A 24387-nucleotide genomic window follows, 5' to 3' on the forward strand; every position below is an offset into this window, starting at 1 on the left:
GACTATCGCGCGTCCCCAAGGAACTGAAAGGTGTTGATCGACGTCTGACGCAGATTATTCAAGACCTCTCTGTGCGAATGAACCGGGTAATCGAAAACGTCCTGCACCTACAGCGCCGCGTGCAAATCCCTCCGCTACGGCTCGACCTGAAATCACTGGAAATACTCGAAAATGAAGCCCCAGCCCGCCATACCAAGGGCCTGGGGCTTAATCTGTCCGGCCAGCCGGGCGAAAGCATTTTGTCCCGCCTAGACTTCAAGGTACGCCAGGAAAGCGGCTGCTTTTGCAGGACCTATGCACACGGACGAACCCCACATTGAACACCAGACCACGACAAAAAGTCCTGATCGTCGATGACGAACCGGACATTCGAGAACTCCTGGAAATCACCTTGGGCAGGATGAATCTGGAGACGTTCAACGCCCGCAACGTTGGCGAAGCGCAATCCCTGCTCAAACGCGAAACCTTCGATCTATGCCTGACCGACATGCAATTGCCGGACGGCACCGGCCTGGAGTTGGTGCAACACATCCAGCAACGCCACCCTCAGGTCCAGGTGGCGATGATCACCGCCTATGACAGCCTCGAAAACGCGATCAATGTACTCAAGGCCGGGGCCTTCGACTTCCTGACCAAACCGGTGGACCTTGCGCGCCTGCGTGAACTGGTCACCAACGCCCTGCTGGTTCCTGCCCACGGAGTCGGCATCGAACGACGCTTGCTGGGCGATTCATTGCCCATGCGCAACCTGCGCAAGCACATCACCAAACTGGCCAGCAGCCATGCGACGGTCTACATCAGCGGAGAGTCCGGCAGCGGCAAGGAGTTGGTCGCGCGCCTGATCCACGATCAAAGCCCCCGCGCCCATCAGCCGTTCATTGCGATCAACTGCGCGGCGATTCCCTCGGAGCTGTTGGAGAGCGAGTTTTTCGGCCATCGCAAAGGCAGTTTCAGCGGTGCCATCGAAGACAAACCCGGCCTGTTCCAGACAGCCCACAGTGGCACCCTGCTCCTTGACGAAGTGGCCGACCTGCCGCTGGCCATGCAAGTCAAACTGCTGCGCGCAATTCAGGAGAAATCCGTACGCAGCGTCGGCGGGCAGCAGGAAGTGGCTGTGGATGTGCGCATTCTCTGCGCCACGCACAAAGACCTTGGTGCCGAAGTCGCCGCCGGACGTTTTCGTCATGATCTTTACTACCGCTTGAACGTAATCGAACTCCGGGTGCCGCCCTTGCGTGAACGTCGCGACGATATCGAAATGCTAGCTAGCCACATTCTCAAGCGTCTGGCTGCCGATACCGCTCAACCTGCGGCGAGACTCCACCCCCAGGCCCTCGATGCACTGAAAAGCTATCGCTTCCCGGGCAATGTGCGGGAACTGGAAAACATGCTCGAACGGGCACACACCTTGTGTGAGAACAAACAGATCGAAGCCGGTGACCTGCGCTTGGCTGAAGGCAACTGTGGGGCTGAAGTTGGCGTGCCAGACCTGACCCGGATCGACAACCTGGAAGCCTACCTGGAAAACGTCGAACGCCAACTGCTGCTCCAGGCCCTAGAGGAAACCCGCTGGAACCGCACGGCGGCGGCCCAGCGGTTGAACCTGTCATTCAGGTCGATGCGCTACAGGCTCAAGAAGTTGGGATTGGATTGAGGCTTTAAAAAGATCGCAGCCTTCGGCAGCTCCTACATGAGAGCGTGCCTACTGTAGGAGCTGCCGCAGGCTGCGATCTTGTCAAAGTCTTCCGGCAGGCGCATAAGGCGCCGGATCGATAATCGGTGCCCGGCCCAGCATCACATCGGCAAACAGCTGGCATGATGCCGGCGCCAGCACCAGCCCGTTACGGTAATGCCCGCAGTTGAGCCAGAGCCCGTCAAACCCCGGCACCGGGCCGATGTAAGGAATGCCCTCGGGTGATCCCGGACGCAATCCGGCCCAATGCCCCACCACTTCGGCATTGGCCAGTGCCGGGATCAATTCCACCGCGGACGCCTTCAGGCTTTCCAGTGCCGACCCGGTCGGCGTCTTGTCATAGCCCTCATGCTCCAACGTACTGCCGATCAGTATGTGCCCGTCGCGCCGGGGAATCGCATAACGGCCCTTGGCCAGGACCATGCTCGGCAGGAAATCCGCCGCACACTTGTAGAGAATCATCTGCCCTTTCACCGGCTCGACCGGCAGCGTCAGATCAAGCAGCTTGAGCAAATCACCGCTCCAGGCCCCCGCCGTCAGGACAACTTGATCGCCCGGGACAGTACCTGTGGAGGTCTGCACGCCGACCACTTTGTTGCCGTCACGAACAAACCCGCTGACTTCGCACTGCTCATGGATCGTCACGTTCGGCAGTGCCAGCAATGCGGCCTTGAGTGACTTCACCAGACGCGGGTTGCGCACGTTGGCGACGTCGGCCATGTAGATCGCCCGGGCAAAACCACTGCCCAGCACCGGCACGGCGTCGTGTGCGGCCGATATATCCACCGCGCTGAGCGGGCGATTTTCCCGGGCGGCCCATGCCAGGGCTTCAGCCTCGTCATCCAGATCCAGCCAGTACAGACCGGTGGTGTGCACTTCAGGATCAACCCCAGTGGCGGCAAACAAGCGCTCGCCCAGCTGTGGATAAAAGTCCTGGGACCAGTGAGCCAATGCGGTGACCGCCGGGCTGTAGCGCCACGGGTAAAGCGGCGAAACGATGCCGCCACCGGCCCAGGACGATTCCTGGCCGACGCTCGAGCGATCCAGCAGCACAACGCTTTGCACTTCGGAGGCGAGATTGAACGCCGTCAGCAAACCAATCACCCCGCCGCCGACAATCACCACTTGCTGTTGCCTGGTCATGTTCTGATCCAATCGTTAAATAGACAGAGGGTACAAAAGGCACCCGAAAAAAACTCAGCGCCCCCAGCAGTCTTTGCTGGTCAGGCCGGATTCCGCGTTGACCATACCGAGCACACCGGTGTTGGTGATGGTCAGATCACCGCACTTGTCAGTGGCCATGCTCGAATCAGCCTTGCGCACCGCCGTCAGCAGAAAGGTCTGGTCGGTCAGGGTCGGTGTGATGCTGTAGTAATCATTGCCGGCACTGAGGCCCGTCGCATCGGTGTAGGCATTTTTCTGCGAGTAGAAGCGCTCCAGGAGTTGCGCCTGCTCCGAGAGCAGACCGGCTGCTTCTGCGCGACGGCCCTTGTTCATGTATTCGGTGAGACTCGGGGCAGCAATGGTCATGACAATACCGATGATCGCAATCACGATCATGATTTCGATCAGGGTAAAACCGCGGTTGGAACTACGCATGCATCAACTCTCACTCACTGTATTTGTCGCCACATGATGCGACGGCTGCCGCCGGATTTTTCCATCCCCGCAGTACCGTCGCCAGTGGAATCGTTCACGACCCCGCCGCTGTCGCTGGCGTCCCGGGTCGAATGTTCTCCGATAAAGATCACGCCATCGGATAGTGTGTCGCTGTTGTCGACCACTCCATCGGCGTTGCTGTCGAGCATCTTAACGCTGATCGCAGCGGGCAGCTTCAGGCAGACGGCCTTCAACCCCTGATTGCTGTGATAAAAACCGTACCAGTTGCCATTGGCCAGACAGGTTGGCCGGTTCAGCGCTGGCGAATCCACTGATGTGGCAGCGTGCGCCGACATCGACAGGTCAAGCGCGACGACAACAAATAGTTGCGACCATAACCTGGCAGGTCGCTCAGTACTTCGCATAGATGCTCTCCACCACACTGCGCGAGTGCCCCGCGATGCCGACTGCCGTTACCCGATACAAGGTTGCCGGGGTATTGATTGGCACATTCACCGCATTTTGGCTGATACCGATGTTTTGCACGCCATAAAAACCCTTGTCCGATGCAATCCAGGTCACGCCAGAAGAGGCGTTGAAACCGGCAGCGGTAATTGTCGAAGACTCGGACGGTGGTGCACATTGCACGATGCCGCTGCAAACAGGCAGCGCATAACTGTCCCGCTGCACCGTACCCTCGCCGACCCGCAATGCGGCTTCGGCACTCTGGAACGACTGGTTGCGCAAGGCGACGCTAGCGGCCATTTTTTCCTGCAGGGTGGCGCTCTGCATCGATGAAAGACCAATCAACGTCAGCAAGAGCAAGAACACCAGGCTGACCAACAGGGCCATGCCGCGTTGGGCGAAATACGTCTTGGGAGCACGATTCATTGGCACTCCCTCATGGCAAGCGGTTGCGCAGGGCGGCAACCACGTTGAAGGTTTGATCGGCCACCCGGTGGTTCGGATCGAAGAGAGTCAGGCTCAGGCGAACACTACGAATCAGCGCGGGGTCCGGCGGGTTGCTGCTGTAACGCGAAGCTGCCAGATCAGTGGCCGTGCTGGCCAGGCCGAAGCTCACGTCAAAAGCGCTGACGTTATCCACCAGCACCTGTGGTGCTGCAGCCCCGCTCTTCATCAGCAGTTGGTCGTTGCTGTAGCTATAAGTCAGCCGCCGGATCGGAAATGCCAGCTGCCCTGCCACTGGCTTCCGACCTTCACTGTAGGCCGTCGAATGGGTTCGACAATCGGAAAGTACGGTCCAGTCCGGCTTGTCACCATTAACGCCGACATCCGCCGTAACCAGCGTCAACTTACGGCCGCCGCTGTCCCAACGGATCGGTGCTAGCTGACTGGCATGGAAATCACCTTTCTGACTTGAATCGGTGATCGTTTCCAGACAACCGAACATCCCGACCATGCGGACTTCCTGAATCATTTTGCTCAACACAAAACGTGCGTCCTCCTGCATGTTCGCGGCCGCGTTCTGGCTGAGATAAGTGTTCTTGGCTGCGATGAAAACCTGCACCACGCCCAGCACCACGATCAGGCTCAATGCCAGGGCGATCAGCAACTCGACCAGGCTAAAACCCCTGCTGCGCCGACTCACGGGATCACCGTCGGATCAATGTCCGCGCGACTGCTCAGGACGAAATTGCGCCGCGAGTCGGCAGCCTTCGCAGCCCGCGAGTCGTCCCAGGTAATCGTGATGGTGTACACCTTCTGGCTGACAGTGACACTGCCCGTCGCGGAGGCACCGAGTGAACTGACGATGTTGGTGTTGAAGTCAAACAGGTCCTGATCCCGGGTAACGTCGGGGTTGCCCGAAGTCGGCGGCGCAATGGTGTAATCCGCTGCGGCATTGGCGCGAATGCGGTCCATCAGGTCGTAGGCGATAAAACTGGCCTGACTGGTCATGCGCGCGCTGTCCGTGTACTTCAGCGCATTGAGCTGAAACGCCGCCGCCCCCAGCAAGCCCACTCCCAGAATGACTAACGCCACCAGGACTTCGACCAGCGTCATACCCTCCTGCGCTCTTTGCCTCCCGGCCCTCATCCGCAACTTCCACCCATTAGAATTCGTCCGTTCAAACACACCGTCAGCGTCCTGCTTTGTGTGCCCCGCCCATAGCTGATCACCACCTCTGAGGACGGTGATGACAATCCGCCCATACTGTTGAAATCGATGGCAGTGATGCCAGAGGTTAGCGCCAGAGTTGCGCCGCCGCTCATCGCCGGAACAACCCGCAATACATTGGCCAAAGCGCCAGTACCGTCGTAAATCGTCAGCTCCCCGCTCCAGACATCCCCGCCGGCCGTCGGGCGCACCCGTGTGGTATTGCCCCGATCGATGGCTTCTAACCGGGCAAAATTCAAGGCTCGTCGCAGGTCAGCGATTTCAGTATCAGCCCTGGTTGTTTGCGTCGAGCGGGTAAACGCCGGCACAGCCAGAGTCAGCAGAATCAGAAGGATCGCGATCGCGACCAGCAACTCGATCAGCGTGAAACCTTTTGTAGGATGATCCATCGGGGCCTTCTGTTTCCTTCGGCTATACCTGCTCTTGCGCGGCACCACATTCGAGCGATGCGGTGCGTTTGCGTTGCCATTTCTCGCGCAGGGATTGCGCGAGCCACAGCACGCCACGGAGGGAGATGTCATGCGGCAACAAGGCTTCAGCCTGATCGAACTGCTCATGGGACTGGCAATTACAGGAATTGTTCTGCATTTGGTCAGTCCGGCGTTCGCAACGCTGATCGAATCGAACCAAAGACAGCAAGCGGCACAGGCTCTGTCCAGCGGTATTCGTACCGCCCGGAACGAAGCCATCACCCGCAACCAGGCCGTGGTGATTCACGGCATCAATGGCGACTGGGGCCAAGGCTGGCGGATCATTCTGGATATCAGCGGCAAAGGGGAAATGGACAGCGACAATCCACTACTGACCGAACGCCAGAGCGGCCCACGCGTGTCGATTGTGGGGAACAGTACGGTCGAAAGCTCCATACGGTTCAGAGGCCAGGGCGAGTCACTGTTAGGAGGGACTTTACACATTTGCGCCGTTCGCGAACCGGTGAGCCAACATCAAGTGGTGCTGGCTCGGACCGGTCGCGTCAGCCTGCGCAGCGACAAGGCTGAGCATCCGTTATGCGAAAAAAGGAGAACATTCAGGTCAACGAGCGAACGCGCAGTTCTTTAGGCATCGAGAACGTGATGTTTTCCTCGCGACCGGCCAGTTCATCGGCACCGGTTGCACCCCAGGCCTGCAACTGCTGGATCACGCCGCGCACCAGGACTTCCGGGGCGGATGCACCGGCGGTGATACCGATACGCTCAACGCCGTCGAACCAGCTCTTTTGCAGGTCTTCAGCACCGTCGATCAGGTAGGCAGGAGTGGACATGCGTTCTGCCAATTCGCGCAAGCGATTGGAGTTGGAGCTGTTCGGGCTGCCGACCACCAGCACCACGTCGCACTCGTCCGCCAGTTGCTTGACCGCATCCTGACGGTTTTGCGTGGCGTAGCAAATGTCGTCCTTGCGCGGTCCACCGATGGCCGGAAAGCGCGAACGCAGGGCGTCGATAACACGACTGGTATCGTCCATCGACAGCGTGGTCTGGGTCACGAAGGCGAGCTTTTCAGGGTTGTTCACCTGCAACGCCGCGACATCCTTCTCGTCTTCGACCAGGTAGATCGCGCCGCCATTGCCGCCATCGTACTGGCCCATGGTGCCTTCGACTTCCGGGTGACCGGCGTGGCCGATCAGAATGCACTCTCGGCCGTCACGGCTGTAGCGCGCCACTTCGATGTGGACTTTGGTCACCAGCGGGCACGTGGCGTCGAACACTTTCAGCCCACGACCAGCCGCTTCGCTGCGCACGGCCTGGGAAACGCCGTGGGCACTGAAGATCACGATGACGTCGTCCGGCACCTGATCCAGTTCTTCAACGAAGATCGCTCCACGGGAGCGCAGGTCTTCGACGACAAATTTGTTGTGGACCACTTCGTGGCGTACATAGATCGGCGGCCCGAAGACTTCCAGGGCGCGGTTGACGATTTCGATCGCACGGTCCACACCGGCGCAGAAGCCACGGGGGTTGGCGAGTTTGATTTGCATGCTGTGCCTCGTGTCTTGCGCGCAAGAAATAGCGAAAACTGTAGAAACTAACTGTGGGAGCGAGCAAGCCCGCTCCCACATTTTTGACCGTGTCCGGTCAGTTACAGCGCTTTGACGGAAATGATTTCCACATCAAAGGTCAAGGTCTTGCCCGCCAGCGGGTGGTTGAAGTCGATGGTCACTTGCGCGTCATCGAACTCTTTGACCACGCCCGGCAATTCAGTATTGGCCGCATCGTTGAAGATCACCAGCAAACCAGGCGACAGTTCCATGTCCTGGAACTGGGAACGCGGGATGATCTGCACGTTTTGCGGGTTCGGCTGGCCGAAAGCGTTTTCCGGCTCGATGCTCAGCGTACGCTTGTCACCGGCCTTGAAACCGAACAGCGCCGCTTCGAAACCTGGCAACAGGTTGCCATCACCGACCTTGAAGGTCGCCGGGGCTTTGTCGAAAGTGCTGTCCACCGTGTCGCCGTTCTCCAGGCGCAATGCGAAATGCAAGGTGACTTCCGTGTTCTGGCCGATGCGTTGTTCAGCCAATACCTGTTCAGTCATGAACGGTTTCTCCGGTCTTTTTACTTTTGAACATATCCAGTGCCAGCATGACAGCACCAACAGTAATGGCACTGTCGGCAAAGTTGAACGCCGGGAAGTGCCAGCGGTTCTGCCAATGCACCAGAATGAAATCGATCACATGGCCCAGGGCAATGCGGTCATACAGATTGCCCAGCGCGCCACCGAGCACCAGTGCCAGCGCAACCGCCAGCCAGGTCTCGTTGCGGCCCAGACGCTTGAGCCACACCACCAGCACCGCACTGACCACGATAGCGATCAACGCGAACAGCCAGCGCTGCCAGCCGGAGCTGTCAGCCAGGAAGCTGAACGCCGCGCCAGTGTTGTAGGCCAGGGTCCAGCTGAACAAATCGGGAATCACCACGATTTGCTGATACATCTCGAGCTTGCCTTCAAAGTAGAACTTGCTGGCCTGGTCGATGACCAGGACCAGCAGACTCAACCAAAGCCAGCTCAGCCGTCCGAAACGGCCAACGGCATTAGGCATAATGACGGACCTCGCCAGCGCCGCTGATGTTGTCGACGCAACGGCCGCAGATTTCCGGGTGCTCCGGGTTCACGCCGACGTCTTCACGGCAGTGCCAGCAACGAGCGCACTTGGCGTGGCTCGACTTGACGATCTTCAGCTTCAGGCCGCTGACTTCGGTGACCACGGCATCGGCCGGTGCTTGCACCAGCGGTGCAACAGCAGCGGTCGAAGTGATCAGTACGAAGCGCAGTTCGTTGCTCAGTTTGGCCAGGTCGGCGGTCAGTGCGTCTTCGGCGAACAGCGTCACTTCGGCCTGCAGGTTGCCACCGACGGCCTTGGCGGCACGCTGGATTTCCATTTCCTTGTTGACCGCAACCTTCACGGCCATGATCCGGTCCCAATACGCGCGACCCAGTTCGAAGCCTTCCGGCAATTCGGTCAGGCCTTCGTACCAGGTGTTGAGCATCACCGACTCGTTACGCTCACCCGGCAGGTATTGCCACAGCTCGTCAGCGGTGAAGGCCAGGATCGGTGCGATCCAGCGAACCAGCGCTTCGCAGATGTGAAACAGCGCGGTTTGCGCCGAACGGCGGGCCTTGCTGTTCGCGCCAGTGGTGTACTGACGGTCCTTGATGATGTCGAGGTAGAAGCCGCCCAGTTCCTGCACGCAGAAGTTGTGGATCTTCGAGTACACATTCCAGAAGCGGTATTCGCCGTAGTGCTCTTGCAGCTCGCGCTGCAGCAGCAGGGTACGGTCCACGGCCCAACGGTCCAGAGCCAGCATTTCTTCGGCCGGCAGCAGGTCGGTGGCCGGATTGAAGCCGGTCAGGTTCGAAAGCAGGAAGCGCGCGGTATTACGGATACGCCGGTAGGCGTCCGCACTGCGTTGCAGGATCTGCTCGGAAACCGCCATTTCGCCCGAATAGTCGGTCGAAGCGACCCACAGACGCATGATGTCGGCGCCCAGGGTGTCGTTGACTTTCTGCGGAGCAATCACGTTGCCCAGGGACTTGGACATCTTGCGGCCGGACTCGTCGACGGTGAAGCCGTGGGTCAGCAGCTCGCGATACGGCGCGTGATTGTCGATGGCGCAACCGGTCAGCAGCGACGAGTGGAACCAGCCACGGTGTTGGTCCGAACCTTCCAGGTACAGGTCGGCGCGCGGGCCGGTTTCGTGGCCCATCGGGTGCGAACCGCGCAGGACGTGCCAGTGCGTGGTGCCCGAGTCGAACCAGACGTCCAGGGTGTCGCTGATCTTGTCGTACTGCGGCGCTTCATCGCCCAGCAACTCGGCGGCGTCCAGCTTGAACCAGGCCTCGATGCCTTCGACTTCAACGCGCTTGGCCACGATTTCCATCAGCTCGACGGTACGTGGGTGCAGCTCGCCGCTTTCCTTGTTCAGGAAGAACGGGATCGGCACGCCCCAGTTGCGCTGGCGGGAAATGCACCAGTCCGGGCGGTTGGCGATCATCGAGTGCAGGCGCGCCTGACCCCAGGCCGGAACGAACTGTGTTTCTTCGATGGCTTTGAGCGAGCGCTGACGCAGGGTGTCGCCGGTGGTCGGCTGCTTGTCCATACCGATGAACCACTGCGCGGTGGCGCGGTAGATCAGTGGGGTCTTGTGGCGCCAGCAGTGCATGTAGCTGTGTTCGATAATAGTGGTGTGCAGCAGCGCACCGACTTCGGTCAGCTTGTCGACGATGGCCGGGTTGGCCTTCCAGATGAACTGGCCGCCGAAGAATTCCAGCGAGGTCGCGTACACGCCGTTGCTTTGGACCGGATTGAGGATGTCATCGTTGACCATGCCGTACTTCTTGCAGGTCACGAAGTCGTCCACACCGTAGGCCGGAGCGGAGTGAACCACACCGGTGCCGGCGCCCAGTTCAACGTAGTCGGCCAGGTAAACTGGCGACAGACGGTCGTAGAACGGGTGACGGAAGTTGATCAGCTCCAGCGCTTTACCGGTGGTGGTCGCAATGACCGAACCTTCCAGCGAGTAGCGCGCCAGGCACGACTCGACCAGCTCTTCAGCCAGTACCAGCAGCTTGTCGCCGACGTCGACCAGGGCGTAGTTGAATTCCGGGTGAACGTTCAACGCCTGGTTGGCCGGGATGGTCCACGGGGTGGTGGTCCAGATCACGATCGAGGCAGGCTTGGCCAGCGATGGCAGGCCGAAGGCGGCAGCCAGTTGGGCTTCATCGGCAATCGGGAACGCCACGTCGATGGTCGAGGACTTCTTGTTCTCGTACTCGACTTCCGCTTCGGCCAGGGCCGAACCGCAGTCGAAACACCAGTTCACAGGCTTCAGGCCCTTGAACACGAAACCACCCTTGACGATTTCGGCCAAGGCACGGATTTCACCGGCCTCGTTCTTGAAGTCCATGGTCTTGTACGGGTTGGCGAAGTCGCCCAGCACGCCGAGACGGATGAACTCGGACTTCTGCCCTTCGATCTGCTCGGTGGCGTAGGCCCGGCACAGTTCGCGGGTCTTGTCCGCGCCCAGGTTCTTGCCGTGGGTCACTTCGACCTTGTGCTCGATCGGCAGGCCGTGGCAGTCCCAGCCCGGAACATAAGGCGCGTCGAAGCCCGACAGGGTCTTCGAACGGATGATCATGTCCTTGAGAATCTTGTTCAGCGCATGACCGATGTGAATCGAGCCGTTGGCGTACGGAGGGCCGTCGTGCAATACGAACTTCGGACGATCCTTGCCAATCTCGCGCAACTTTCCGTACAGGCCAATACTGTCCCAGCGCTGCAGGATCTGCGGTTCGCGCTGTGGCAGGCCGGCCTTCATTGGGAAGGCGGTGTCCGGAAGGTTTAGCGTGGCTTTATAGTCGGTCATTTAAGGCTCTTCATTAGCGATGGGCGCTAGGTGCGGCTAGTGCACGGGCGGCGGCGACATCCGCGTTGATCGCCGTTTTCAACGCCTCCAGAGAGGCGAAACGCTGCTCTTCGCGCAGCTTGTGGTGGAAAACCACCGTTAAACGCCGGTCATACAGATCGCCGGCAAAATCTAAAAGATGCACTTCCAGGTGGGCTTTGCCATCACCTTGAACCGTGGGCCGCACGCCAATGTTGGCGACGCCGGGCCAGGTCTTGCCGTCGATCTCGACATCCACCAGGTAAACCCCGGTGAGCGGCACGCGACGGCGCTTGAGTTGAATATTGGCAGTGGGCGTACCCAACTGCCGGGCCAGCTTCTGGCCATGCAATACGCGACCGGCGATCCGGTACGGCCGCCCGAGCAGGCGTTCGGCCAGGGCGAAATCCGCGGCGGCCAGGGCATTTCGAACTTGCGTGCTGCTGACCCGGATGCCATCGAGTTCGACGGTTTGTGCCGCTTCGACGGTAAAACCCTGAAGGGTGCCTGCCTGTAGCAGGAAATCGAAATCTCCCGCGCGGTCACAGCCGAAACGGAAGTCGTCACCGACCTCCAGATGCTGCACGCCAAGGCCATCCACCAGAATGGTATCGACGAATTCACTGGCACTGAGCTTGCTCAGGCGCTGGTTGAAAGCCAGGCAAAGCACACGGTCGACGCCTTCGGCGGCCAACAATTGCAGCTTGTCCCGCAGGCGGGCCAGACGGGCCGGCGCGGTGTCCGGAGCGAAGAACTCCCGCGGCTGCGGCTCGAAAATCACCACGCAACTGGGCACGCCCAACTCGAGCGCACGCTCACGCAGGCGCGCCAGGATAGCCTGGTGGCCACGGTGAACACCGTCAAAGTTGCCAATAGTGGCGACACAGCCCCGATGCTGGGGGCGCAGATTGTGGAGGCCTCGAACCAGCTGCATAACGCGCTTCTTGCTCATAAAGTGGTCGATTATAACCACACCCGGCGGCCGACGACAGGCAACACCGTAACCCAAAGTGATCAAGCCGACAAAACCGCCGGCTCGCCCGTGTTTATCGAGGCCAGAACCTCAGCCCAGCGCCTTGCGATTGAAGTCGCGCAAACGAAAGCCCATCAACACTAACATGCCGAAATAAGCCACCACACCGGCAACGACCAAGGCACCCAGGCGCAGGAAACGCTCAAGCATCTGCCCCTCGCCCCAGGCCGGCATGAAATGCATCCCGGCCAGCAATACGCCCGACATCACCGATACCGCGATCACCAGTTTCAAGCCGAACTTCGCCCAGCCCGGTTGTGGCTGGTACATCTGCTGTTTGCGCAGTTGATAGAACAGCAACCCCGCATTCAAGCAGGCACCAGCGCTGATAGCCAGAGCCAGGCCGGCGTGGGCCAGCGGTCCGATCAACATCAGGTTGAACAGCTGGGTGACCACCAGGGTGAAAATCGCGATTTTTACCGGCGTGCGGATGTTTTGTTGCGCATAAAAGCCCGGCGCCAGCACTTTGATCACGATAATCCCGAGCAAACCGACGGAGTAGGCGATCAACGCGCGCTGGGTCATCGCCGCATCATGGGCATCGAACTGACCGTACTGGAACAGCGAAACCGTCAACGGCTCGGCCAGAATCCCCAGCGCCAGGGCGCAAGGCAATACCAGCACGAAGCATAGGCGCAGGCCCCAATCGAGGATGCGCGAGTATTCGTGACGATCCTTGCTGGCGTAGGTCTTGGCCAGGGTCGGCAACAGAATCGTCCCCAACGCCACGCCCAGCACGCCGGAAGGCAGTTCCATCAAGCGGTCGGCGTAGTACATCCAGGACACGGACCCGGCAACCAGGAACGAAGCGAAGATGGTGTTGATGATCAGCGAGATCTGACTCACCGAGACACCGAGGATGGCTGGCAGCATCTGCTTCATTACGCGCCAGACGCCGGTGTCGCGCAGGCTCAGGCGCGGCAGCACCAGCATGCCGATTTTTTTCAGGTGCGGCAGCTGGTAGAGCAACTGCGCCAGGCCACCTGCCAGAACCGCCCAGCCGAGCGCCATTACGGGCGGATCGAAGTACGGCGTGAGGAACAACGCAAAAATAATCATGCTGACGTTGAGCAGCGTCGGCACGAATGCCGGGACCGAAAAACGGTTCCAGGTGTTGAGGATCGCGCCCGCCAGCGACGACAGGGAAATCAGCAATATGTAGGGAAAGGTCACCCGCAACAGGCTGGAAGTGAGCTCGAATTTTTCCGGGGTATCGGTAAAACCCGGCGCAGTGACCCAGATGACCCACGGCGCGGCGATCATGCCCAACACCGTGACCAGCGCCAGTACCAGCGTCAGCAGGCCCGAGACATAGGCAATGAATGTGCGGGTCGCCTCTTCACCCTTCTGGCTTTTGTATTCTGCAAGAATCGGCACGAATGCCTGGGAAAACGCCCCTTCGGCAAAGATCCGCCGCAACAGATTGGGCAATTTGAAGGCGATAAAGAAGGCGTCAGTCGCCATTCCCGCGCCAAATGTTCGCGCAATGAGGGTGTCGCGAACAAACCCCAGAACCCGGGAAAGCATCGTGATAGAGCTGACGGCGGCCAACGATTTGAGCAGATTCATGGAAAGAGTTTGTGCCTGTCGATAAACAGCAGGCGAACTACGCGCCTACTTATGCGATACTCCGCGCCGCAACAGCACAGAGCCAAAGCTCGCGAGTTTACAGGTCGCACGCCGGAAAGAAATCTCCAAGCTTGCTTCACCTACCACTTAGCGGAACGTCTCAACCGCCCTTGACAAGACCTCAACTCATCGGCATGATTCGCGGCCTATTTTGTTTGCTATTTCCTAAAAAGTCTTTCGAGGAGCTCGACGGTGGCCAACTCACCTTCCGCCAAAAAACGTGCAAAACAGGCTGAGAAGCGTCGCAGCCACAACGCCAGCCTGCGTTCCATGGTTCGTACCTACATCAAGAATGTAGTTAAGGCCATCGACGCAAAAGACGCTGAAAAAGCTCAAGCTGCATACGTTCTGGCTGTGCCAGTTATCGACCGTATGGCCGATAAAGGCATCATCCACAAGAACAAGGCTGCTCGCCATAAGAGCCGTTTGAATGGCCACGTTAAGGCCCTGAACGTTGCCGCTGCTGCCTAAGCGACTCGTTCATTAAAAAACCGACCTCAGGGTCGGTTTTTTATTGCCTGCGATTCAGTGAATTCGACGCAAAAAAATGTGAGAGCGAGCCTGCTCGCCCCCACAGCTCTGATTGTGTGAAATTACTGAGTGTGGGCCCACGGCAAAATCGGAATCGCCGTCACCGCATTCTGCGGACTGCCCTCGATCAGGCGATCGCTGTACACCAGATACACCAGCGTATTACGCTTCTTGTCGAGGAAACGCACCACCTGCATGGTCTTGAACACCAGGGACGTGCGCTCCTTGAACACCTCGTCGCCATCCTTGAGCTCACCCTTGAAGCTGATAGGCCCGACCTGCCGGCAAGCGATAGACGCTTCAGCACGATCCTCGGCCAAACCAAGACCCCCCTTCACCCCACCGGTCTTGGCGCGCGACAGATAGCAGGTCACACCATCGACCTTGGGATCATCAAAGGCCTCGACCACGATCCGGTCATTCGGCCCGACGAACTTGAACACCGTCGACACCTGACCAATCTCTTCGGCCGAAGCCAACAGCGGCATCGCCAACAGCAACCCCAACAATCCTTTTGCCACGCGCATTCAGGTATTCCTTCAGACCAGGATCAGGTTATCGCGGTGAACCAGTTCCGGTTCCGCCATGTAACCCAACAGACCGACAATCGCCTCGGACGACTGACCGATGATTTTTTGCGCTTCCAGCGCACTGTAGTTGGCCAGGCCACGGGCAATTTCACGACCGTCAGGCGCCACGCAGACCACCATCTCACCGCGACGGAAACTGCCCTGGACCAACTTGACGCCGACCGGCAGCAAACTTTTATTGCCCTGGGACAACGCCATCACCGCACCCGCATCCAGCACCAGGGTGCCACGGGTTTGCAGATGACCGGCCAGCCACTGCTTGCGCGCCGCCAGCATGCCGCGCTCCGGCGACAGCAAGGTGCCGATGCGTTCGCCCGCCTTGAGGCGATCCAGCACACGCTCGATGCGCCCACCAACGATGATGGTGTGAGCGCCGGAACGGGCCGCCAGACGCGCAGCACGCAACTTGGTCTGCATGCCGCCACGCCCCAGCGCACCACCAGTGCCGCCCGCCACCGCATCGAGCGCCGGATCATCGGCACGCGCCTCGTAAATCAGCTGGGCATCCGGATTATTGCGCGGATCGGCGTCGAACATGCCGTCGCGATCCGTCAGGATCACCAACAGGTCAGCCTCGACCAGATTCGCCACCAGCGCCGCGAGCGTGTCGTTGTCGCCAAAACGGATTTCGTCGGTGACCACGGTGTCATTCTCGTTGATCACCGGAATAACCTTCAGCTCGACCAGCGCACGCAAGGTGCTGCGGGCGTTCAGGTAGCGCTTGCGATCGGACAAGTCGTCGTGAGTCAGGAGAATCTGCGCGGTATGCCGGCCATGCTCGGCAAAGCTCGACTCCCAGGCCTGCACCAACCCCATCTGACCGATTGCGGCGGCAGCCTGAAGCTCGTGCATCGCACTGGGTCGCGAGGTCCAGCCCAAACGGCTCATGCCGGCCGCCACCGCCCCGGAGGACACCAGCACCAGTTCGACACCCGCCTCATGCAAGGCCACCATCTGCTCAACCCAGACACCCATTGCCGCGCGATCCAGGCCTTTGCCGTCCGCCGTCAGCAAAGCGCTGCCGATCTTCACGACCCAACGCTGCGCACCTGTCACCTTGCTCCGCATCATCTTCAACCTTAGCTTGAGGGCAACGCGACCTAGCACTGCCCGTGACGTTATTCGTGGTTACTCGTGACCAACAATCGATTTCCAGATACCAAAACGCCGCTCGATTGAGCGGCGCTTAAGTTTATCGCAACGAATCAGTCACGCACGTAAATGATTTCCGGACCGTCTTCGTCATCCACATCTTCTTCGTCCCAATCATCGTCGCCGATGTCGTGGACCGACTTCACGCCGCTGCGACGCAGGGCACGCTTGTCATCCAGCGCCTGCAGCTGCGCGCGAGCTTCATCTTCGATGCGCTGATCGAGATCGGCCAGCTCTTCCTTGTAGGCCGGGTCATTGGCCAGGCGATCAGCACGATCTTCCATGTAACGCATGATGTCGTGGCACAGACGCTCGGTACCAAGCTTGGAGATGGCCGAAATCACGTAGACCGGACCCGTCCATTCCAGGCGATCAACGATTTCCTTGACGCGAGCATCGTGCTCTTCATCAAGGATCTGGTCGCACTTGTTCAGGACCAGCCAGCGATCACGCTCCGCCAGGGACGGGCTGAACTTGATCAGCTCGTTGACGATCACTTCAGCGGCATCCGGTGCGCTGGCGTCATCCAGCGGCGCCATGTCCACGAGGTGCAGCAGCAGACGCGTGCGCGCCAAGTGCTTGAGGAAGCGAATGCCCAGGCCAGCACCTTCGGAAGCACCCTCGATCAAACCCGGAATATCGGCAATGACGAAGCTCTTCCAGCGATCGACGCTGACCACACCCAGGTTCGGCACCAGCGTGGTGAACGGGTAGTCGGCAACTTTCGGCTTGGCAGCCGAAACCGAACGAATAAAGGTACTTTTACCAGCGTTCGGCAAGCCCAGCAGACCGACATCAGCCAGTACTTTCATTTCCAGCTTCAGGTCGCGCTGCTCACCCGGCTTGCCCGGAGTGGTCTGGCGCGGCGCGCGGTTGGTACTGGATTTGAAACGGGTGTTACCCAGACCGTGCCAGCCGCCCTGCACTACCATCAACTTCTGACCGGCCTTGGTCAGGTCGCCGATGACTTCCTGAGTCGCGGAGTCGATCACCGTGGTGCCGACCGGAACGCGCAGGATCAGGTCTTCACCCTTCTTGCCGGTGCAGTCGGTGCTGCCGCCGTTGGAGCCACGCTCGGCATCGAAGTGCCGGGTGTAACGGTAGTCCACCAGGGTGTTGAGGTTTTCGTCGGCCATCATGTAGATGGAACCGCCGTCACCGCCATCACCGCCGTTCGGGCCACCGTTCTCGATAAATTTTTCCCGACGGAAACTCATGGCGCCATTGCCGCCATCACCAGCCTTTACGCGAATCGATACTTCATCAACAAACTTCATAACAAACGCCTCTCGCCATACGGACGAGCCGAAAAACAATCAAGACATAAGACTCTTGCAAAAATGAGCGCAGCGACCCTGAACCACGATACCTACATCGTACGCCGACAGCCCATACAAACAGCTTTGCAAGAGACTCACCCCACAAACGAAAAAGCCCCGTCGCGAGACAGGGCTTTTCCAGCGATCGCGCAATTAAGCTGCGACTACGCTCACGTAACGACGACCGAAGGCGCCTTTTACTTCGAACTTGATCACGCCTTCGACTTTAGCGAAGAGGGTGTGATCTTTACCCATGCCAACGCCGTAGCCAGCGTGGAATTGGGTGCCGCGCTGACGCACGATGATGTTGCCTGCTTTGATAGCCTGGCCGCCATACATCTTCACGCCAAGGCGTTTGGCTTCTGAGTCGCGACCGTTACGGGTACTACCACCAGCTTTTTTGTGTGCCATGAGTTCAATTCTCCTAGTGAGGAATTAGGCTGTAATTAAGCCTGAATACCGGTGATTTTGATCTCGGTGTACCACTGGCGGTGGCCCATACGCTTCATGTGGTGCTTACGGCGACGGAACTTGATGATGCGGACTTTATCGTGACGACCTTGGGAGATCACTTCAGCCACAACGGTAGCGCCAGCAACAACTGGAGCGCCGATATTCACGTCGTCGCCATTGGCAACCAACAGAACGCGATCAAAGGTAACGGATTCGCCGGTAGCGATTTCCAGTTTTTCGATCTTCAGGTATTCACCTGGGGCGACTTTGTACTGCTTGCCGCCAGTAACGATTACTGCATAAGACATGGTATTTCTCCGATAATCCTGCTCACCCAGCTCTTTATAAGAAGAGGTATTGGCTGGCATGGCTGCATGGGGCTGGAGGCCCGCTTGCAATTGCGTAAGGCAGGTGCTGCCCAGGAAGTTCAGGGTGCGCGATTGTACGCAAGGCACGAGCGCCTTGCAAGGGGCCGTCCATCGCGCCTTGACACCTGCAAGCGTGGGTCCTAGCATGCCGCGCAACCCTTCTGGAGCGACTGTCGCTGATGCAACCCCAAGCTTTCTACCGCGCGGTCGCGGACGATTTTAGCGCCGTCGACGGCATCATCAAGAAGCAGCTGACTTCCCGAGTGCCGCTGGTATCGAAAATCGGCGATTACATTACCTCGGCCGGCGGCAAACGCCTGCGTCCTTTATTGGTGCTGTTGTGTGGCAAGGCTCTTGGCCGTGAGGGCGACGAACTGCGCCTGCTGGCCGCGACCATCGAGTTCCTGCACACCGCTACCCTGCTGCATGACGACGTGGTCGACATGTCCGGCATGCGCCGTGGCCGCTCGACCGCCAATGCCATGTGGGGCAACGCGCCCAGCGTACTGGTCGGCGACTTCCTGTATTCGCGCTCGTTCGAAATGATGGTCGAACTGGGCTCGATGCCGGTGATGAAGATCCTTTCGCAAGCCACGCGCATCATCGCCGAAGGCGAAGTGTTGCAGCTGTCGAAGGTTCGTGACGCCAGCACCACCGAAGAAACCTACATGGAAGTCATCCGCGGCAAGACCGCGATGCTCTTCGAAGCCTCGACCCACAGTGCCGCCGCCCTGTGCCAGGCCTCGCCGGAACAGTCCGAAGCCCTGCGTACATTCGGTGATCACCTGGGCGTGGCCTTCCAGCTGGTCGATGACCTGCTCGACTACAAAGGCGATGCCGAAACCCTGGGCAAGAACGTCGGTGACGACCTGGCCGAAGGCAAGCCGACCCTGCCGCTGATCTACACCATGCGCGAAGGTACGCCGGAACAGGCCGCCTTGGTGCGCAAGGCGATCCAGAAAGGCGGGATCGAAGACCTGGAAAGCATCCGCGAAGCCGTGGAAGCCTCGGGCTCGCTGGAGTACACCGCGCAACTGGCCCGTGACTATGTGGCCCGTGCGATCAAGTGCCTCGAAGCGCTGCCTGCCAGCGAGTACCGTGATGCACTGGTTGAACTGAGCGAGTTCGCGGTCGCGCGTACGCACTGACCACGAATATCCCTTGTGGGAGCGGGCTTGCTCGCGAATGCGGCGTGACAGTCGACAGAGATGTTGAATGTCATTCCGTCTTCGCGAGCAAGCCCGCTCCCACAGGTTCTTCCACGCTGCACCCCCTCCCCGCTAAAACCCTATATAATGTGCGCTTTTAACGATCCTGAATCCAAGGAGCCTTAGTGAGCACGTTGCCACCCTGCCCAAAATGCAATTCCGAATACACCTATGAAGACGGCGCCCAGCTGATCTGCCCCGAGTGCGCCCACGAATGGTCCGCCAGCGGTGAAGCCGAAGCTGCGTCCGATGACGCAGTGAAAAAGGATTCGGTCGGCAACGTCCTGCAGGACGGCGACACCATCACCGTAATCAAGGACCTCAAGGTCAAGGGTACGTCTTTGGTGGTCAAGGTCGGCACCAAGGTCAAGAACATCCGCTTGTGCGATGGTGATCACGACATCGATTGCAAGATCGACGGCATCGGCCCGATGAAACTCAAGTCCGAGTTCGTCAGAAAAGTCTGAGCCTGCTGTTACCCATCCCGCGCCCGGCGTGGGATGGCGTCTCACCCTCCCCGCTTCACCCAGTAAATCCTCGCAATAGCCAAACGCCAGTCGATTTGACCTGACGCAATCTTTACCCGGAAAAAAGCGCAAACCGCCAATAGACCCTTGCTATTTGATGAATAAGAATTATTCTCATAAAGCCCTTCAATGGAGATGAGAACCATGACTTACTTGATCGATGCCTGGCTGGACCGCCCACACCCTTACCTCAGGATCCTGCATCGGGAAACCGGGGAAGTCTGTGCGGTGCTTGAAGAAGAAGCCTTGAGTGAACTGCAGGACCAGGGTGATCTTGATCTCAATGGCCTGAGTTCCAGCGAGCCGGTGGTGCTCAAGGAACTGGTGCGTAATCTGTTTCTGTTCTGCTATGCCCGGGCGTTGCGCCCGCACAGTGAACTGCACCACAAGATCGAAATATGAAAATCACCGAAGAAACTGTGGGAGCGAGCCTGCTCGCGAAAGCGATCTGACATTCAACACTTATGCTGACTGACACTCCGTCTTCGCGAGCAGGCTCGCTCCCACATTAGCCCGACGTCATATCGGGCCGGGTATTACAGAACGTCCAGCAACTCGACGTCGAACACCAGTACGCTGTGCGGCGGGATGCTGCCAACGCCTTGAGCGCCGTAAGCCAGTTCGCTCGGCACGTACAGGCGCCATTTGCTGCCGGCGTTCATCAGTTGCAGGGCTTCGGTCCAGCCGGCGATCACGCCGCCAACCGGGAATTCCGCAGGCTCGCCGCGCTCGTACGAGCTGTCGAACACAGTACCGTCGATCAGGGTGCCGTGGTAGTGAGTACGCACGGAATCTTCACGGGATGGCTTGGCGCCTTCACCAGCGGTCAGGACTTCGAACTGCAGGCCGGAAGCCAGAGTGGTGATGCCGTCACGCTTGGCGTTTTCAGCCAGGAAGGCCAGGCCTTCGCCAGCAGCCGCTTCAGCCTTGGCTGCAGCTTCGGCCTGCATGATTTCGCGGATGACTTTGAAGCTGGCGGACATTTCTTCCTGACCCACACGGCTTGGCTTACCGGCGAACGCGTCGGTCAGACCTGCCAGGATCGCGTCCAGGCTTACGCCCGGTGGCGGGTTGTCGCGCAGTTGGTCGCCCAGCTGACGGCCAATGCCGTAGCTGACGCGGGTTTCGTCGGTGGACAGATTTACTTCGGACATGACACTGCTCCGCTGTGCGGACGGCTCGGGAACTTGCCATGCGTGCACAGCGCGTCCCGGAGCGCCCGGAACCAAAAGGGCCAGCAGACTAGCACAGATGTCATGCCATTGATGAGGGGCCTCAGGCGATCGGCACCTTCAGGTTTTCCTCCACATCGGCAACCAGGCCGCACATTTCGTCATGCACGACCGTGTGCACAAGATTGAAGTGCAACTTTGGAAAGGAGCGCAGCACATCACGGGCATGCTCCACCGAACGCAGGCTCATCATGTGCCCGCGCGTATCGCTCAAGGGATACGCCGTGCCATGCATCCGCGCCTCCAGCAGGTAGATCCCGCCCTCCATCGAGATCAGGTTCAGCTCATCGACCTTCCCGGCGACGGCATACGCATTCAACTCTTGCAGGTTCATGAGCGCACCTCACGCAGTAGCGAGCCTCTTTACAGGGATAGGCTTCGGCGCATCAAAGCACAAGCCACCGGCCAGACCGTTTGTCTGTTACTGCAGGAGCTAGTGGCGAGCGAGCTTGCTCGCGCCGGGCTGCGTAGCGGCCCCAAAAAAGCGGGATCACTTCGCCATCCAGCGGGAGCAAGCTCCCTCGCCACAAAGGGAGCCGGTCCGGATCAGTGCTTGGTGACTTTATCCAGGTAACCCATGGCAAATGCCGAGACCACGAAGGTCATGTGGATGATCACGTACCACTGCAGATGCTCGGGATCGACGTTCTTGGCGTCCATGAAGATGCGCAGCAGGTGAATGGACGAGATCGCCACGATCGATGCCGCCACCTTCATCTTCAGCGACGAAGAGTCCATCGTGCCCAGCCAGTTGAGCTTCTCCTTGCTGTCGTCGATGTCCAGTTGCGAGACGAAGTTCTCGTAGCCGGAAATCATCACCATCACCAGCAAACCGCCCACCAGGGCCATGTCGATCAAAGACAGCAGCACCAGGATCAAGTCCGATTCGGCCATCGAAAACACGTTCGGGATGACGTGGAAGACTTCCTGGAAGAATTTCAGTGCCAGCGCCAACAGCCCGAGGGACAGACCGAAATAGATCGGCGCCAACAGCCAGCGCGAGGCGTACATTGCATTTTCGATAAAGCGTTCCATTGAATCTCACAAGTAGGGCTGAAAACGGCGGCGAGTATACCAGCCGCCCGCCTATAGCCAGAAGCTGCCAGAAACCGTCGAAAAATCCGCCACCTGCGCCTGTGTATCAAAGTTTTTCTGCTAGTGTCCAAATCATTGATTGCTCAGTGATGTCGGACAGGAAGACTGGAAAATGGATGTGCGATTGCCTTTGACGAGTGCCGGAATTTGCCTGGCGTTGCTGCTGAGCGGCTGCTCGCCCAGCGACGAAAAACGCCAGGTCAGCCTCGAAGAAAAAACCGCGCAATTCGAAAAGTCGCTGGACGCCATCCAGGATCCGAAGCTCAAGGATGCCGTGTCGGAGCTGGGCGGCTCGCTGCTGCTGCTCGAACGCGCGCAACTCAAGCTCGACAGCAAGCCGATGGAAACCGAATACGGCGAAGACGCCCTCGCCATGCTCAAGCACTACCCGAACCCGCAGGCCCTGGTCGACACCTACATCAACGGATTGTTCGTGCTGCAAAAGGACTCCAGTTCCGACTACCTGACCGATCTGCAACCAGTGTTCCCCTTCACTTTCAGCGTTCCTGCAGCGTTTTTGTTTCCCCATGGCCTGGAATGGCAGTCGGTCACGCTGAGCAACAAACGGGTGATTGCGTTCCAGCCGGAATGGTCGGAAACCGACCCCGGCATTCAGCTCAGCCCATCAAGTTCCAACCTGACCAACCCCGATGACCTGACCGTGGCCTACCCCTTCATCGAAGGCCTCGACATCGACAGAAAGCAACAACCGCAACCGGTGAGCCTGCAAGGCAAGGTCGAAGTCATCGCGCCACGTCGCCTGTACAGCTTCGACCTGACGAAAAAGGACGTAGGCCAGACCCGCACCAATGACAACCTGAGCGTCACCCTGCTGGCATTGACGAACAGCTACGCAGAAATCGAATACAACAACAGCGCGCCGCTGGCCCCCGAAGTCAGTGAAACTCCGCTCAACCCGCTGATCGTCCAGGCCAGGGACAGCACCGGGCAATTCATCGCGCGCGCCGGCTCAATCAACGAAACCTCAGTACAAATTGCCTTCTATCAGCAGCAACTGGCCAAGATGCAGCAGCAAAAGAGCTGGAGCGAGGCCCTGGAAAAACAGCTCGACGAAGAACAACGCAACTTTGAGAAACAGCAGGCACGACATTATTCGAAGGTGTACTTCAACGGGACAATCGAAACCCTCGAAGTCAGCATGCTGGATTTTTCCGCCGTCACGGTCACCCGAAAGGACCTCGACCTGCCGATCCGGCGCTTCGATGCCAATACCACGGACAAGTCCATCCAGCCCTTGAACCTGTCCGTGGTGGTCTATGACGATCAGGCGGCGAGCTGGCTGAAAGGGGCAACGCTGAGTGAGGATCAACTGAAAAAGAACGTCAGCATCAGTCAGTCGGTCGACGACCCCAGCGCTGCGCGAATCGAATTCACTCACCTGCGCACCTTCAACGATGAACTGCTCGGCACATCGTTCAACCCCGGCGAAAGTCCGGTGAGCTTCTTTACCGAAGACACGCTTGGAAAACGCGACGAGCCGATCGAACTGCCGTCAGAGGCGTACCAGATCGACCCCCTGCGCGGCACCATCACTTACGACCTGAATCTGTTTCCGCAGACTCCGGCCTATGCGGTGGGCTCGATGCCGCTGTTCCTGGCCGCGGTCGACAAGCAAACCGTCGATGCCCGTCAACTGCCCAAGGGCCTCGCGCTCAAAGACAATGCACTGGTGGTGGACCTGAAGGCATTTCCCGCACAGGACTGGCGCTTTTTCGCCAAGGACGACAGCGGTAATTACTTGAAGGAGATTCTATCGGTCAGCCATGGCGCGAGCACACAGGGTCCGGCGCAGTTTGCCGTGCATTATTTCTATGGGCAGCCTACGCGCCTGGAAACCTACCAGCGCACTGACCTCGCCACCGTGCAATATGGTTTCGAAGTCAAACTCGACAAGGCCGACATGACGCGCCTTGATCAATAGTGCC

General features: G+C 59.0%; 28 protein-coding genes and 1 pseudogene. 8 read left to right on the forward strand and 21 right to left on the reverse strand.

All coding sequences use genetic code 11. The features are described 5' to 3' along the window. Positions 1-17 precede the first annotated feature (17 nt). Positions 18-320 (forward strand): annotated as a pseudogene (locus AB4O40_RS13365) (hypothetical protein); the annotation flags it as partial. Then, entirely contained in the window at positions 317-1654 is a 1338-nt protein-coding gene (locus AB4O40_RS13370) for a sigma-54-dependent transcriptional regulator (protein ID WP_056728679.1), read from the forward strand. The pseudogene AB4O40_RS13365 and the gene AB4O40_RS13370, both read left to right, overlap by 4 nt. Before the next feature lie 81 nt (positions 1655-1735). Here AB4O40_RS13370 and thiO read toward each other — a convergent pair whose 3' ends face one another. From thiO to AB4O40_RS13405, 7 genes are read right to left on the reverse strand one after another with little or no spacing between them, the layout of a single operon-like run. Continuing rightward, on the reverse strand, positions 1736-2836 hold the full coding sequence (gene thiO / locus AB4O40_RS13375) for a glycine oxidase ThiO (protein ID WP_056728681.1): 1101 nt from the start codon (positions 2834-2836) through the stop codon (positions 1736-1738). Between the two features lie 54 nt (positions 2837-2890). Continuing rightward, on the reverse strand, positions 2891-3292 hold the full coding sequence (locus tag AB4O40_RS13380; protein ID WP_056728683.1) for a type IV pilin protein: 402 nt from the start codon (positions 3290-3292) through the stop codon (positions 2891-2893). Positions 3293-3306: 14 nt separating this feature from the next. Further along, positions 3307-3717, reverse strand: coding sequence for a hypothetical protein (locus AB4O40_RS13385; RefSeq protein WP_056728685.1), 411 nt, complete (start codon positions 3715-3717; stop codon positions 3307-3309). After that, complete coding sequence (locus AB4O40_RS13390) at positions 3704-4183, reverse strand: pilus assembly PilX family protein (protein ID WP_056728687.1); 480 nt, start codon at positions 4181-4183, stop codon at positions 3704-3706. Before AB4O40_RS13390 ends, AB4O40_RS13385 begins: the two co-directional genes overlap by 14 nt. A gap of 10 nt (positions 4184-4193) precedes the next feature. Then, positions 4194-4901 (reverse strand): PilW family protein, encoded by a 708-nt coding sequence (locus AB4O40_RS13395; protein WP_056728689.1) that lies wholly within the window; start codon positions 4899-4901, stop codon positions 4194-4196. Next, positions 4898-5347 carry a type IV pilus modification protein PilV gene (gene pilV, locus AB4O40_RS13400; protein ID WP_056728691.1) on the reverse strand — a complete coding sequence of 150 codons (450 nt, stop codon included), beginning with the start codon at positions 5345-5347 and terminating at the stop codon, positions 4898-4900. Before pilV ends, AB4O40_RS13395 begins: the two co-directional genes overlap by 4 nt. Beyond that, on the reverse strand, positions 5344-5817 hold the full coding sequence (locus AB4O40_RS13405; protein ID WP_056728693.1) for a GspH/FimT family pseudopilin: 474 nt from the start codon (positions 5815-5817) through the stop codon (positions 5344-5346). The genes pilV and AB4O40_RS13405 overlap by 4 nt, the downstream gene beginning before the upstream one ends. Before the next feature lie 130 nt (positions 5818-5947). On the opposite strand from AB4O40_RS13405, the gene AB4O40_RS13410 reads away from it, so the two are divergent. Further along, the gene (locus tag AB4O40_RS13410; protein WP_460054206.1) at positions 5948-6487 is read left to right on the forward strand and encodes a GspH/FimT family pseudopilin; all 540 of its coding nucleotides are present in this window, start codon (positions 5948-5950) and stop codon (positions 6485-6487) included. On the opposite strand, the gene ispH is transcribed toward AB4O40_RS13410, so the two are convergent. The 6 genes from ispH to murJ all read right to left on the reverse strand — a co-directional run bounded on the left by ispH (position 6456) and on the right by murJ (position 13906). Then, the gene (ispH, locus tag AB4O40_RS13415; RefSeq protein ID WP_056728697.1) at positions 6456-7403 is read right to left on the reverse strand and encodes a 4-hydroxy-3-methylbut-2-enyl diphosphate reductase; all 948 of its coding nucleotides are present in this window, start codon (positions 7401-7403) and stop codon (positions 6456-6458) included. The two genes, AB4O40_RS13410 and ispH, sit on opposite strands and share 32 nt — an antisense overlap. A 101-nt stretch (positions 7404-7504) precedes the next feature. Beyond that, positions 7505-7942 (reverse strand): FKBP-type peptidyl-prolyl cis-trans isomerase, encoded by a 438-nt coding sequence (gene fkpB, locus AB4O40_RS13420; RefSeq protein WP_172435403.1) that lies wholly within the window; start codon positions 7940-7942, stop codon positions 7505-7507. 7 nt (positions 7943-7949) lie between these two features. Continuing rightward, positions 7950-8462, reverse strand: a complete 513-nt coding sequence (gene lspA, locus AB4O40_RS13425) for a signal peptidase II (protein WP_056728699.1) — start codon at positions 8460-8462, stop codon at positions 7950-7952. Then, positions 8455-11286, reverse strand: a complete 2832-nt coding sequence (gene ileS / locus AB4O40_RS13430) for an isoleucine--tRNA ligase (protein ID WP_056728701.1) — start codon at positions 11284-11286, stop codon at positions 8455-8457. The genes lspA and ileS overlap by 8 nt, the downstream gene beginning before the upstream one ends. Positions 11287-11299: 13 nt before the next feature. Beyond that, positions 11300-12238, reverse strand: a complete 939-nt coding sequence (ribF, locus tag AB4O40_RS13435) for a bifunctional riboflavin kinase/FAD synthetase (protein ID WP_056728703.1) — start codon at positions 12236-12238, stop codon at positions 11300-11302. Positions 12239-12367: 129 nt separating this feature from the next. Then, on the reverse strand, positions 12368-13906 hold the full coding sequence (gene murJ / locus AB4O40_RS13440) for a murein biosynthesis integral membrane protein MurJ (RefSeq protein WP_056728705.1): 1539 nt from the start codon (positions 13904-13906) through the stop codon (positions 12368-12370). A 252-nt stretch (positions 13907-14158) separates the two neighbouring features. Between murJ and rpsT the strand changes: the two genes are divergently transcribed. Beyond that, positions 14159-14437, forward strand: a complete 279-nt coding sequence (gene rpsT / locus AB4O40_RS13445) for a 30S ribosomal protein S20 (protein WP_020798646.1) — start codon at positions 14159-14161, stop codon at positions 14435-14437. A gap of 122 nt (positions 14438-14559) precedes the next feature. Here the strand turns inward: rpsT and AB4O40_RS13450 are convergent, their stop codons facing one another. The 5 genes from AB4O40_RS13450 to rplU all read right to left on the reverse strand — a co-directional run bounded on the left by AB4O40_RS13450 (position 14560) and on the right by rplU (position 18319). Beyond that, positions 14560-15024: a CreA family protein gene (locus tag AB4O40_RS13450; protein WP_056728707.1), complete on the reverse strand. Its 465-nt coding sequence runs from the start codon at positions 15022-15024 to the stop codon at positions 14560-14562. A 12-nt stretch (positions 15025-15036) separates the two neighbouring features. Beyond that, a complete protein-coding gene (proB, locus tag AB4O40_RS13455) occupies positions 15037-16155 on the reverse strand; it encodes a glutamate 5-kinase (RefSeq protein WP_056728709.1) in 1119 nt (372 codons plus the stop codon). Between the two features lie 137 nt (positions 16156-16292). Further along, positions 16293-17516 (reverse strand): Obg family GTPase CgtA, encoded by a 1224-nt coding sequence (cgtA, locus tag AB4O40_RS13460; protein ID WP_008052064.1) that lies wholly within the window; start codon positions 17514-17516, stop codon positions 16293-16295. Positions 17517-17711: 195 nt separating this feature from the next. After that, positions 17712-17969, reverse strand: coding sequence for a 50S ribosomal protein L27 (gene rpmA / locus AB4O40_RS13465; protein WP_003281574.1), 258 nt, complete (start codon positions 17967-17969; stop codon positions 17712-17714). A gap of 35 nt (positions 17970-18004) precedes the next feature. Further along, complete coding sequence (gene rplU / locus AB4O40_RS13470) at positions 18005-18319, reverse strand: 50S ribosomal protein L21 (protein WP_003176051.1); 315 nt, start codon at positions 18317-18319, stop codon at positions 18005-18007. 239 nt (positions 18320-18558) lie between these two features. Between rplU and AB4O40_RS13475 the strand changes: the two genes are divergently transcribed. The 3 genes from AB4O40_RS13475 to AB4O40_RS13485 all read left to right on the forward strand — a co-directional run bounded on the left by AB4O40_RS13475 (position 18559) and on the right by AB4O40_RS13485 (position 20516). Next, positions 18559-19527, forward strand: a complete 969-nt coding sequence (locus tag AB4O40_RS13475; protein WP_056728713.1) for a polyprenyl synthetase family protein — start codon at positions 18559-18561, stop codon at positions 19525-19527. Positions 19528-19712: 185 nt separating this feature from the next. After that, positions 19713-20054 (forward strand): zinc ribbon domain-containing protein YjdM, encoded by a 342-nt coding sequence (locus tag AB4O40_RS13480; RefSeq protein WP_008028840.1) that lies wholly within the window; start codon positions 19713-19715, stop codon positions 20052-20054. Between the two features lie 204 nt (positions 20055-20258). Next, the gene (locus tag AB4O40_RS13485; protein ID WP_008052059.1) at positions 20259-20516 is read left to right on the forward strand and encodes a PA4570 family protein; all 258 of its coding nucleotides are present in this window, start codon (positions 20259-20261) and stop codon (positions 20514-20516) included. Positions 20517-20650: 134 nt separating this feature from the next. Here AB4O40_RS13485 and AB4O40_RS13490 read toward each other — a convergent pair whose 3' ends face one another. From AB4O40_RS13490 to AB4O40_RS13500, 3 genes are all read right to left on the reverse strand, one after another. After that, the gene (locus tag AB4O40_RS13490) at positions 20651-21268 is read right to left on the reverse strand and encodes an FKBP-type peptidyl-prolyl cis-trans isomerase (RefSeq protein ID WP_008052058.1); all 618 of its coding nucleotides are present in this window, start codon (positions 21266-21268) and stop codon (positions 20651-20653) included. Positions 21269-21389: 121 nt separating this feature from the next. Next, entirely contained in the window at positions 21390-21680 is a 291-nt protein-coding gene (locus tag AB4O40_RS13495; RefSeq protein WP_008052057.1) for a DUF6482 family protein, read from the reverse strand. A 212-nt stretch (positions 21681-21892) separates the two neighbouring features. Continuing rightward, a complete protein-coding gene (locus AB4O40_RS13500) occupies positions 21893-22381 on the reverse strand; it encodes a TIGR00645 family protein (protein WP_007970904.1) in 489 nt (162 codons plus the stop codon). Between the two features lie 172 nt (positions 22382-22553). On the opposite strand from AB4O40_RS13500, the gene AB4O40_RS13505 reads away from it, so the two are divergent. Further along, the gene (locus tag AB4O40_RS13505; protein WP_056728715.1) at positions 22554-24383 is read left to right on the forward strand and encodes a hypothetical protein; all 1830 of its coding nucleotides are present in this window, start codon (positions 22554-22556) and stop codon (positions 24381-24383) included. Positions 24384-24387 lie beyond the last annotated feature (4 nt).

The sequence above is a fragment of the Pseudomonas sp. S2_F07 genome, assembly GCF_054668325.1.